The organism is Shewanella woodyi ATCC 51908 (assembly GCF_000019525.1).
Classification (GTDB): domain Bacteria; phylum Pseudomonadota; class Gammaproteobacteria; order Enterobacterales; family Shewanellaceae; genus Shewanella; species Shewanella woodyi.
On the sequence record NC_010506.1, the window covers coordinates 3433483 to 3446040 of the forward strand.

Below are 12558 nucleotides of genomic sequence, written 5' to 3' on the forward strand. Positions count from 1 at the left end.
CTCTATGTTACAAACAATAAGAAGTAAGCTTATTTCTGGTATCGTACTTTTACTTGTTCTACTTTCAATAACAGCTGGTACAGGATTATTTTATGTTTTCAAGCTCGATCTCAGCATCAAAACGCTCAGTGAAGATGTAACACCAACGATAGAAAATACGGATGATATGATCGCTTCACTTTGGGAACGAGGAAAAGTAGCAAACGAGATAATGGCCTCTGAGAGTATGGAAGAAATCGAACTTCTTCACGAGCAATTTCCTCCTCTCAATCAGGTATTTGACGAATCTTATGAAGCACTTAAAAATTTGCTTGATAGCGATGAAGTGAAAATAGTATCAATGGCTGTATCAGCTAATGAGTCTTTGATAAAAAATACTGAGCTGATGTATAACGCTCACTTCGCCGAACTTGAAGAGGAGGAGAAAGCTAAAAGGTTACTCGATGATTTTGACAACATTGGTGGGCAATTGATCACTGCACTGGATGAATTTGCCACTGAAAATGAAGCTGAAATGGCAAAAGCGGAAGATAGAGGGGATTACCTAGCCAATCAGGCTAATGCAACAGCACGTGATGTAAATGACATATTAGGGGAGTTATTTGAACGCGACTACCCCGTGGTTGAAGCTGCATTAAAACTGCAAAGATATATCATTGAAATGCAAGATACGGCTGGAGAGTACCTAGCAGAGGAGGATGCAGCAAATCTAACTGAAATCAGAAAGAATTTCGATATACTTGTCGAACAGGTTTTCTCACTAATAGTGATCTTAGAAACCCTTGCAGAAACCGCAGAGGATAAACAAGATACAGTTGATCTAAAAAACAATTTTGTTAAATGGCAATCACTCGCCTTAAAAGATGAACTACTTTTTGATACCTACCGAGATCAGTTAGAACAGGAAGTCGCAGCAGATAGATATACAGAAGACCTCGAATCATTCATTACTCTTGCTGATACTCACCTTGAGAAACTTGCTGAATCAGCTGATAACATCGCAGATAGTGCCGATGAAAAAGCAGCTGTAGCAGTACGAACAGCAGTAACAATGGTGGCAACAATCTGGGTCTTTGCGCTGGTTTTTGGCGTAATGATCACCTTCGTACTAATTCGAGCAATCATTAAACCTGTTGATGCCCTCCTCTCACGCTTAAACGACATCGCCAAAGGAGATGGAGATTTAACTCAACGTGTAGATGAAAGTGGTAATGATGAAATTGCAGCTCTAGGTAAAGCATTTAATGGTTTTGTTGAAAAGATCCAGACTATGATCTCTCAAATCTCCAAGGCCTCAGAGGAACTAAACGACTCCATTGGTTCTATTTCTGAGCTCTCTAACCGCCTAAGTGATCGCGTAGAGGTGCAAAGCCAAGAAGTTGAATCCGTTGTGGGGTCGATATTTAAAGTTAATGATGCAGCAGACAGCATCTCCTCTAATACGCAAAAATGTTCTGAAGCATCACGCTCAGCCAGTGAAGATGGAAAATCAGCAACTCAGGTTGTTCAACAAGCAATAAATTCAGTTCAGGGGCTAGCAAAAGATATCGATCTTAGCTCCACAGTGATCGATCAGTTAAATTCCGAAGTTGCTAAAATCGTAACAGTGCTCAGTGTGATACGTGATATTGCAGAACAGACCAATCTACTAGCGCTAAATGCAGCAATTGAAGCTGCGCGTGCTGGAGAACAGGGACGCGGCTTTGCCGTCGTTGCAGATGAAGTTCGCACACTAGCATCTAGAACTCAGAATAGTACTAACGAAATAAAAGGGATGATTGATAGCCTTAAAAAAGGAGCAGATGATGCCGTTGATTCAATGCAACGCTCCAAGCTCGGTGGAGACAGCACAGTTAATTATGCTCAAAACGCTGGAGATGCACTTGCAAGGATATCCGAAGCCGTTAATAACGTTAATGAGATGAATGAACAAATAGCCATAGCTGCAGAGCAACAACGTAGTATCGTAAACTCTGCAAATACTAGCGCACAAAATGTACAAGAAGTTGTAGAGGAAAGCCGTATCTCTGCACGTGAGAACCTAGAATATACAAATAATATGAGGGAATCTCTAAGCAAATTAAGCGCGTTAGTCGGACAGTTTAAGGTTTAAAACCTGTCAGCTTTACATCATAGAGGAATGTAGAGACACACTCAAAGCTCATAGTATTAGCAAAACTGGAGCCAACGAGGTCTTGTAAAAGGTCTCGATAATGAAATCGATAAATTTCAGATACAAAAAAGCCCTAACACTCTTTGTTTATAAGAGTTGCTAGGGCTTATCGTAATGTTAGTGGGCGAGTGTGGTGAGCCACAAGCATACGAGCGCGAAGCTTTAGCGTAGCTGGGGCGGCCTAGTTCTTTAAAAAAACCGCAACGCCATAACGAAAAAGCCTCTGCATTCTTGTAATAAGAAGTGCAGAGGCTTTCGTCTTTGTGTTGGCGGAGCGGACGGGACTCGAACCCGTGTGCCTTCAGCACGTGAGGCAGGCCGACTATCTCTAATAAAAAGCCCTAATATCTCCATGGATGGAGTGTATGCTAAAAATTGTCTGGAACAATTTTAGTCCAACTGAACTATCGTTCCTTTAGCAAAGCGCTTATATAACCCACTCAGCTATTTTGTAATCATTTTGCCGAAAAACAGACACGAAAAAGCCCTAACATTGCTGTTAGGGCTTATCGTAATGTTGGCGGAGCGGACGGGACTCGAACCCGCGACCCCCGGCGTGACAGGCCGGTATTCTAACCAACTGAACTACCGCTCCTTTAGCAAAGTGCTTACGCATGATGCTAAATGCTTTTTAAGTCGCTAACTTGTCAGGGCTAGGAGACTCGATTTTCAATGAAAATCTAAATAGGCGCCTGGAAATGACCTACTCTCACATGGGGAGACCCCACACTACCATCGGCGCGATTGCGTTTCACTTCTGAGTTCGAGATGGGATCAGGTGGGACCACAATGCTATTGTTTCCAGACTAATTCTTTACTTTTTAATCGCTTGCTACTGACTGTCTTGACGGCCTTACTCGGCACTGCGCTTCTCATGTACTGGAGTACACTGTGATGCTCGTTTTGTCGTAGCGTTGTCAATCTCAGCCATTAGCTGCGCTGACTTCAATAAATATTTAGAAAGCTTTAAATAATTGGGTTAAGTACATGGATGTACTATATGTCATAAATGCAGGAGCATTTTATGACCAACTTAAATCAAGTTCGTATTCTTTTGTGCTTATGAAGTAATCACACTAGCTACTCATAAAACCCATCTGGGTTGTATGGTTAAGCCTCACGAGTCATTAGTATCAGTTAGCTCAACGCCTCACAACGCTTACACACCTGACCTATCAACGTCCTAGTCTCGAACGGCTCTTTAGAGGAATTTAATTCCTAGGGATGACTCATCTTAGGACTCGCTTCCCGCTTAGATGCTTTCAGCGGTTATCGATTCCGAACGTAGCTACCGGGCAATGCTATTGGCATAACAACCCGAACACCAGCGGTTCGTCCACTCCGGTCCTCTCGTACTAGGAGCAGCTTCCTTCAATCATCCAACGCCCACGGCAGATAGGGACCGAACTGTCTCACGACGTTCTGAACCCAGCTCGCGTACCACTTTAAATGGCGAACAGCCATACCCTTGGGACCGACTTCAGCCCCAGGATGTGATGAGCCGACATCGAGGTGCCAAACACCGCCGTCGATATGAACTCTTGGGCGGTATCAGCCTGTTATCCCCGGCGTACCTTTTATCCGTTGAGCGATGGCCCTTCCATTCAGAACCACCGGATCACTATGACCTACTTTCGTACCTGCTCGACGTGTATGTCTCGCAGTTAAGCTGGCTTATGCCATTGCACTAACCGTACGATGTCCGACCGTACTTAGCCAACCTTCGTGCTCCTCCGTTACTCTTTGGGAGGAGACCGCCCCAGTCAAACTACCCACCAGGCACTGTCCTCAACCCCGATTCAGGGGCCAGAGTTAGAACATCAAAGCTACAAGGGTGGTATTTCAAGGTCGACTCCACAAGAACTAGCGTTCCTGCTTCAAAGTCTCCCACCTATCCTACACATGTAGGTTCAATGTTCAGTGCCAAGCTATAGTAAAGGTGCACGGGGTCTTTCCGTCTAGCCGCGGGTATACGGCATCTTCACCGCAATTTCAACTTCACTGAGTCTCGGCTGGAGACAGCGTGGCCATCATTACGCCATTCGTGCAGGTCGGAACTTACCCGACAAGGAATTTCGCTACCTTAGGACCGTTATAGTTACGGCCGCCGTTTACCGGGGCTTCGATCATGAGCTTCTCCGAAGATAACCCAATCAATTAACCTTCCGGCACCGGGCAGGCGTCATACCGTATACTTCCTCTTGCGAGTTTGCACAGTACTGTGTTTTTGATAAACAGTTGCAGCCACCTGGTATCTGCGACTCCCAACAGCTTAGAGAGCAAGTCTCATCACCGTCGGGAGCGTACCTTCTCCCGAAGTTACGGTACCATTTTGCCTAGTTCCTTCAGCCGAGTTCTCTCAAGCGCCTTGGTATTCTCTACCCAACCACCTGTGTCGGTTTGGGGTACGATTCCTGCTAACCTGAAGCTTAGAAGATTTTCCTGGAAGCATGGCATCAACTACTTCAGTCCCTTAGGACCTCGTCATCAACTCTCAGCCTAATGTTCACCCGGATTTGCCTAAGTGAACAGCCTACAGCCTTAAACGCGGACAACCAACGCCGCGCTAGCCTAGCCTTCTCCGTCTCTCCATCGCAGTTAGCAGAAGTACGGGAATATTAACCCGTTTCCCATCGACTACGCCTTTCGGCCTCGCCTTAGGGGTCGACTCACCCTGCCCTGATTAACATTGGACAGGAACCCTTGGTCTTTCGGCGAGGGAGTTTTTCACTCCCTTTATCGTTACTCATGTCAGCATTCGCACTTCTGATACCTCCAGTGTGGGTTACCCCTTCACCTTCAACGGCTTACAGAACGCTCCTCTACCGCTTGCACCCAAAGGTGCAAACCCGTAGCTTCGGTGTATTGCTTAGCCCCGTTAAATCTTCCGCGCAGGCCGACTCGACTAGTGAGCTATTACGCTTTCTTTAAATGATGGCTGCTTCTAAGCCAACATCCTAGCTGTCTAAGCCTTCCCACATCGTTTCCCACTTAGCAATAACTTTGGGACCTTAGCTGACGGTCTGGGTTGTTTCCCTTTTCACGACGGACGTTAGCACCCGCCGTGTGTCTCCCGAGTAGTACTCATTGGTATTCGGAGTTTGCAAAGGGTTGGTAAGTCGGGATGACCCCCTAGCCTTAACAGTGCTCTACCCCCAATGGTATTCGCTCGAGGCGCTACCTAAATAGCTTTCGAGGAGAACCAGATATCTCCCGGTTTGATTGGCCTTTCACCCCCATCCACAAGTCATCCGCTCATTTTTCAACATAAGTCGGTTCGGTCCTCCAATTGATGTTACTCAATCTTCAACCTGCCCATGGATAGATCACCGGGTTTCGGGTCTACACCTTGCAACTAAACGCGCAGTTAACACTCGGTTTCCCTACGGCTCCGCTATTCGCTTAACCTCGCTACAAAATGTAAGTCGCTGACCCATTATACAAAAGGTACGCAGTCACGGTCTCAAGAACCGCTCCCACTGCTTGTACGTATACGGTTTCAGGTTCTATTTCACTCCCCTCACAGGGGTTCTTTTCGCCTTTCCCTCACGGTACTGGTTCACTATCGGTCAGTCAGGAGTATTTAGCCTTGGAGGATGGTCCCCCCATGTTCAGACAAGATGTCACGTGTCCCGTCCTACTCGTTTTCACGTAAAGTTAGTTTTCATGTACGGGGCTATCACCCTGTGCCGCTGAGCTTTCCAGCTCATTCCACTAACACCCTCTACGCTTAAGGGCTAATCCCCGTTCGCTCGCCGCTACTAGGGGAATCTCGGTTGATTTCTTTTCCTCCGGGTACTTAGATGTTTCAGTTCCCCGGGTTTGCCTCATTAACCTATGTATTCAGTTAATGATACTTACTTATGTAAGTGGGTTTCCCCATTCGGACATCGTTAGCTCAAATGCTTGTTACTAGCTCGCCAACGCTTTTCGCAAGTTACTACGTCCTTCATCGCCTCTGACTGCCAAGGCATCCACCGTATACGCTTAGTCACTTAACCATACAACCCACATGGATCTTTTTCCGCTTGCCACTCATCTTGTTATGCTACATTGCGAGCTTCATTCGTCGGTCATGTAGTGAACTACACTCCCTCCTCATTCAACTCACGGCTTTGCCTAACAAGCGATTGGCTGCGCTAACAGACTCACTGTTCAAACGGGTAAGTTTGAACGAGATGTATCGCAACTAATGGTGTTTACTTTCGCCAAAAGAATACTCATGAACTCATTACCCTAATGGTAAATCGTTCGGCACTTGATTTAAGTGTTTGAGAACTCAATTATTTATTTCGCATTAATCGTTAAATTAATACTATCAGCTTTCCAAATTTTTAAAGAGCGGGCTTAAAAAAGCCAAAGATAAAGTCTTAGTTTATCTTTGGCATCTCTATCCATGAGCATGTATATGGTGGAGTAATATGAGTGGGATAGAACCGCTGTTTAGCGTATTCCCTATCAAACAATCCAACAAGTAAATGGTGGAGCTATGCGGGATCGAACCGCAGACCTCCTGCGTGCAAGGCAGGCGCTCTCCCAGCTGAGCTATAGCCCCATTTACATGCAGTTGAGAATATATAACGTGACCAAATCGAGTAAGCCAAGACTTAAAAGATTTGGCGAAGCCAATTCGAGTGAGACAAGGCTTGTAGTTAGGACGTTTAGCCTGCTAAACGACGAACTACATAACGCAGTATCACGAAGAATTGGTGGGTCAGAGTGGACTTGAACCACCGACCTCACCCTTATCAGGGGTGCGCTCTAACCAGCTGAGCTACAGACCCATTTATACTTGTTTCTTCACTCAATCACTGCGTTGCTTTTCATCGTTCAGTCGTCGTGTAGTAAACTACACGTCCTTCCTCACTCTTCAAGCGTCTTGTGCTAGAGCGAATTAACGTCGTCTAAATAGACACGTATATTTCTCTTTCTTTCTATCAAGTAATCTGTGTGAACACTCAACAAACATTAAGTTAGTCGTATAGGTAAGGAGGTGATCCAGCCCCAGGTTCCCCTAGGGCTACCTTGTTACGACTTCACCCCAGTCATGAACCACACCGTGGTAAACGCCCTCCCGAAGGTTAAGCTATCTACTTCTGGTGCAGCCCACTCCCATGGTGTGACGGGCGGTGTGTACAAGGCCCGGGAACGTATTCACCGTGGCATTCTGATCCACGATTACTAGCGATTCCGACTTCATGGAGTCGAGTTGCAGACTCCAATCCGGACTACGACCGGCTTTCTGGGATTAGCTCCACCTCGCGGCTTCGCAACCCTCTGTACCGACCATTGTAGCACGTGTGTAGCCCTACTCGTAAGGGCCATGATGACTTGACGTCGTCCCCACCTTCCTCCGGTTTATCACCGGCAGTCTCCCTAAAGTTCCCGACATAACTCGCTGGCAAATAAGGATAAGGGTTGCGCTCGTTGCGGGACTTAACCCAACATTTCACAACACGAGCTGACGACAGCCATGCAGCACCTGTCTCACAGTTCCCGAAGGCACCAATCCATCTCTGGAAAGTTCTGTGGATGTCAAGAGTAGGTAAGGTTCTTCGCGTTGCATCGAATTAAACCACATGCTCCACCGCTTGTGCGGGCCCCCGTCAATTCATTTGAGTTTTAACCTTGCGGCCGTACTCCCCAGGCGGTCTACTTAATGCGTTAGCTTGGGAGCCCAGTAACTAAGTTACCAAACTCCGAGTAGACATCGTTTACGGCGTGGACTACCAGGGTATCTAATCCTGTTTGCTCCCCACGCTTTCGTACCTGAGCGTCAGTCTTTGTCCAGGGGGCCGCCTTCGCCACCGGTATTCCTTCAGATCTCTACGCATTTCACCGCTACACCTGAAATTCTACCCCCCTCTACAAGACTCTAGTTTGCCAGTTCCAAATGCAATTCCCAGGTTGAGCCCGGGGCTTTCACATCTGGCTTAACAAACCGCCTGCGTACGCTTTACGCCCAGTAATTCCGATTAACGCTTGCACCCCTCGTATTACCGCGGCTGCTGGCACGAAGTTAGCCGGTGCTTCTTCTGCGAGTAACGTCACAGCTAACGGTTATTAACCGCTAACCTTTCCTCCTCGCTGAAAGTGCTTTACAACCCGAAGGCCTTCTTCACACACGCGGCATGGCTGCATCAGGCTTTCGCCCATTGTGCAATATTCCCCACTGCTGCCTCCCGTAGGAGTCTGGGCCGTGTCTCAGTCCCAGTGTGGCTGATCATCCTCTCAGAACAGCTAGGGATCGTCGCCTAGGTGAGCCATTACCTCACCTACTAGCTAATCCCACCTAGACTCATCTAATCGCGAAAGGCCCGAAGGTCCCCTCCTTTCCCCCGTAGGGCGTATGCGGTATTAGCAGTCGTTTCCAACTGTTATCCCCCACGACTAGGCAGATATCTAGGCATTACTCACCCGTCCGCCGCTCGACAGCAAAGTAGCAAGCTACTTTCTGTTTCCGCTCGACTTGCATGTGTTAGGCCTGCCGCCAGCGTTCAATCTGAGCCATGATCAAACTCTTCAATTAAAGTTTTTTGTTCTCATCCGATTAAGAATGAAGAACGGCTCAATGAATTATACTGTTTATATAGTGAACCGAACTAAGTTCGATTCTATGAACACTCATTCATCGAGTAATATTTTTGATTGCTTACATCCCGAAGGACAAGAAAGCAATTTCGAATAACTCAACACCTGTGAGTGTCCACACAGATTACTTGATAATTTTTTAAAGAACTACGTTCAGCGCTCAAGGCTGCTAAAGAACGTTAGCACCAATCTTTCAGATGCTGCCGTTGACGCTAGGTCGTTGGCTTGAGGAGGCGTATTCTACACTCTCCGTGGTTGGCGTCAAGCGCTTATTTTAAGAAGTTTTTCAAGCGATGATTTCTTAAACAGAAGAGATAAATACTCTTATATGTAAGCCACATCTACAAACCACTTAAACCGCTTTCTACCTGATGAATACGTTTCACTGTTTCATCACACTGTGGCCGGTGCTTTAGGCTGGAAGCCTGCTGTCCCGTCTCAGTGGTTGCGCATTATAGGTATAAGGATTTTGAACACAAGCGTTTATTTTAAGATTTAATTCAAGCGCACGTTTTACAGTCAAAACGTGTAAATATCGAACCAAACTGGCTTATTACAGCAACAAAAAAGCACCAAGTGTTAATTGGTGCTTTAAATAAGGTAAGAGTGGATACCTCTTACAAAGCTTTTATAAACTCTTTAAATATCCAGGGACATCGGCAATTGAATCAAGAACGACACTCGCTTCAGCAACCGCTTCATCTGTCACCTCTTTGCCTGTGCGCACCAGAATTCTTATTGGGATCCCCGCAGCTTTAGCTGCCAGCATATCATCACGCTTATCACCCACCATGACCGACTGAGTCAAATCCAACTTTAAAAACTCAGCTGCTGACAACATCATTCCAGGCTTAGGTTTGCGGCAATCACACTCTTGCTTATATTCACCTATGCCTTTTTCAGCATGATGAGGGCAATAATAGATACCATCAAGCTCGATACCTTTATCTACAAAGTTCCAATCCATCCACTCCGTTAGGGAATGAAATTGGTCTTCACTATATAAGCCACGCGCAATACCAGACTGGTTTGTCACAACCGCCAGCTTAAACCCCATCTCTTTTAGTGAGCGGCAAGCATCAAATACGCCTTCAACGTACTCAAAATCATCGACCATATGAACATAGCCATGATCAATATTGATAACCCCATCTCTATCTAAAAAAACTGCTCGACTCACGAGTTTAACTCCATATAAATATCTGTGGACATTATCCCATCCATTTCCATAAATTGCACCGCTATTCTTATGGGTTTTCTACGCCATGATTGCCACGGATAAAATATACAAATATAGTAACCACATTCAAATAATCCATCAGCCACGATCTCAGCTAACTTTTGCTGAGCCTGTCGATGATATGAGTATTTTTTATGATTAGCACAATGTATCAAAACCGTAGAACAAGACTATTTAATGCACTTCCCAATAAAAGCTTTGTCATTATTAGCGGATACCAACAAAAAGTAAGAAGCAAAAATATAAAGTACCATTTCAGGCAGGATAATGACTTCTTATACTTAACAGGTTTTAACGAACCAGATGCTGTCGCACTATTATACTGTGATGAAAGTAAGGATACAGGATATTCGTATACCTTACTTTGCCGGCCTAAAGATGAAGCCCAAGAGGTGAGTTTTGGCGCACGTGCAGGTGTACTCGGTGCCCTTAGTCAGTATGGGGCTGATGATGCTTTTGATATTGCAGAGCTTGAACAAGTTCTACTCTCTAAATTAACCGATCACGCGAACTTATTTATCAGTGATGAACTCGGCCGCTTCTCAAGCCAAGTTATTGGCTGGTTAAATCATCAAAGACTGAACTGTAGTTTTGATACCATCAAGCAGCACCGCACACTCACACCGTTAGCAAAAGTGCTCCACCCAATGAGAGTCATTAAGAGTAGTCATGAAATTGATAAGATAAAAGCTGCAGTACACGCTTCCACTGCTGGGCATATCGCGGTTATGCGGGCCTGTAAGCCTGGTGTGAATGAAGGGCTGCTCTCAGCAAGCTTCAATTTTGCAATCTCTCAATATGGCTGCAGCGAGGTTGCTTACCCAAATATTGTCGCTTCAGGTAACAATGCCTGCTGCTTACATTATGAAGAAAACTGCTGCAACTTGGCCGACGGTCAGATGTTACTGATTGACGCAGGTGGAGAGCTTGAGCACTACGCCTCTGATATCACCCGCACCTACCCAGTTAATGGTAAGTTCAACGAAGCTCAAAGGGACATCTATCAGTTGGTATTAAACGCATTAGATGCCGCCATAGATAAAGTTAAGCCAGGCGCCAACTGGAACAGCCTCTATGAAACCTGCATGGAAGTCATGGCTAAAGGCCTATTAGAGTTGGGTTTACTCAGCGGTAATATTGATGACATCATGAAAGATGAAAGTTATAAGCGATTCACGGTGCATAAAACCGGTCACTGGTTAGGGATGGATGTCCACGATGTTGGGCCATACCACGATGAAAATGGACAATGGCGCAAGCTTGAATCTGGAATGGTATTTACCATAGAGCCAGGGATCTACATTCCACTTTCAGCAACTGACATACCAGAAAAGTATCGCGGTATGGGGATCAGAATAGAGGACGACATTCTTGTGACACAAAATGGCTTTGAAAACCTCTCTGCGGGCGTGCCACGAACAATCGGTGAGATCGAGTCAATCATGTCACCAATTGACTGACTTACTGTATAACAAGGGGGATAGCTCAAAAAACAAAAGACATGGCTGTCCTATCTTTTCCTTCGATGCTAAGAGATGGCCCTTTTTTTGGGGAAAGTGTGGGAAGCGCCAAAAGATCAAAATTAACTATTAACGCCATAGTCTCTTGTTAAGTGTTTTTTACCCAACCAATGCTAAGTAAATATCTATTACCTTTTACAATTTTTGAAACTTGGTGTTCGCTTACATCAGGGCGAAATAGTTTAATCCGTTTTGTTTCGTAGATTGGATTAGCACAAATAAACTCACCGCCTTCAACTGCATTTTTTATTACTATATTTAATCGATAATGCTTGCCTGATACAACTTTATCCGTATGTGGAGATATTTCACTTCCTTCAGGGAATTTGAGCAGATAAGTATCAAATTTTATAGGCCAAATTGCTCCACAAAGCAGCATTTTATCGTAACCCGATTTTTGCCTGCCTCGCTCCCAACGGAGTAATTTACTCAGGAAAGACATACAGACTCACGAAACACCTAACGTATTTGCCCCAGCGACCGAAGGGCGCGAGTTAAGTGATTCGTTATACCTTGCCATTACTCTGAATACTTCCTTATTACAGACACTTTGCCGTCCTCAATTTCCAATACTTCCATTGTTTCGTAATTTTGGTGGATTACTTCTTTTGTTTGAGGATGTATACCACTGCTTTGGGTTGAGTACGTGATGACAACAACATTGTAAGCAGGAACAATTTGGTTAAGTGTAGCGGAATAAGCTGTATGAGCCCCAAGATAAAATGCCATACCTTCACGCATATTACTTTTACCTGATGGAAGGCGAGAATCATCACTTGCATAAGGCAAATGCTGATGCCCTACGTCCTCTTTTAGAAAAGACAGATAATTTTCTACATCTTTCGTAGTTGCCTCTGGGACTTGCGTAGCTTGCCAAGCCTGAAAGTAAGATTTCCCAAATTCTTTTAAATCCACTTCTTCTGCGTAGGCAGAAAAGGCAGCAATAAAGCATGAGATAAGCAATATCAATTTTTTCAAAACAACCTCCAATGTTTAACTGGGTATAACGCCAGAGAGTTTGAGTCCAGAGTGTA

General features: G+C 45.3%; 5 protein-coding genes, 3 tRNA genes and 3 rRNA genes. 2 read left to right on the forward strand and 9 right to left on the reverse strand.

Going from position 1 to position 12558, the window contains the following annotated elements:
- Window positions 1-4 precede the first annotated feature (4 nt).
- Window positions 5-2113: a methyl-accepting chemotaxis protein gene (locus tag SWOO_RS25560; protein ID WP_012325425.1), complete on the forward strand. Its 2109-nt coding sequence runs from the start codon at window positions 5-7 to the stop codon at window positions 2111-2113.
- Between the two features lie 578 nt (window positions 2114-2691).
- Here the strand turns inward: SWOO_RS25560 and SWOO_RS14540 are convergent.
- From SWOO_RS14540 to gmhB, 7 genes are all read right to left on the reverse strand, one after another.
- Window positions 2692-2768 (reverse strand) — tRNA-Asp (locus tag SWOO_RS14540).
- Between the two features lie 95 nt (window positions 2769-2863).
- Window positions 2864-2979, reverse strand: a 5S ribosomal RNA gene (gene rrf / locus SWOO_RS14545).
- Window positions 2980-3279: 300 nt separating this feature from the next.
- Window positions 3280-6174: ribosomal RNA gene (locus SWOO_RS14550) — 23S ribosomal RNA — on the reverse strand.
- Between the two features lie 478 nt (window positions 6175-6652).
- A tRNA-Ala gene (locus SWOO_RS14555) sits at window positions 6653-6728 on the reverse strand.
- A gap of 152 nt (window positions 6729-6880) precedes the next feature.
- Window positions 6881-6957 (reverse strand) — tRNA-Ile (locus tag SWOO_RS14560).
- A 202-nt stretch (window positions 6958-7159) separates the two neighbouring features.
- Window positions 7160-8702: ribosomal RNA gene (locus SWOO_RS14565) — 16S ribosomal RNA — on the reverse strand.
- The 16S, 23S and 5S rRNA genes sit together here with 3 tRNA genes alongside, the layout of an rRNA operon.
- Before the next feature lie 690 nt (window positions 8703-9392).
- On the reverse strand, window positions 9393-9944 hold the full coding sequence (gene gmhB, locus SWOO_RS14570; RefSeq protein ID WP_012325426.1) for a D-glycero-beta-D-manno-heptose 1,7-bisphosphate 7-phosphatase: 552 nt from the start codon (window positions 9942-9944) through the stop codon (window positions 9393-9395).
- A 194-nt stretch (window positions 9945-10138) separates the two neighbouring features.
- On the opposite strand from gmhB, the gene SWOO_RS14575 reads away from it, so the two are divergent.
- A complete protein-coding gene (locus tag SWOO_RS14575; protein ID WP_012325427.1) occupies window positions 10139-11464 on the forward strand; it encodes an aminopeptidase P N-terminal domain-containing protein in 1326 nt (441 codons plus the stop codon).
- Between the two features lie 148 nt (window positions 11465-11612).
- On the opposite strand, the gene SWOO_RS14580 is transcribed toward SWOO_RS14575, so the two are convergent.
- On the reverse strand, window positions 11613-11966 hold the full coding sequence (locus SWOO_RS14580) for a hypothetical protein (protein ID WP_012325428.1): 354 nt from the start codon (window positions 11964-11966) through the stop codon (window positions 11613-11615).
- Between the two features lie 77 nt (window positions 11967-12043).
- Window positions 12044-12502 carry a nuclear transport factor 2 family protein gene (locus SWOO_RS14585; protein ID WP_012325429.1) on the reverse strand — a complete coding sequence of 153 codons (459 nt, stop codon included), beginning with the start codon at window positions 12500-12502 and terminating at the stop codon, window positions 12044-12046.
- Between the last annotated feature and the right edge of the window lie 56 nt (window positions 12503-12558).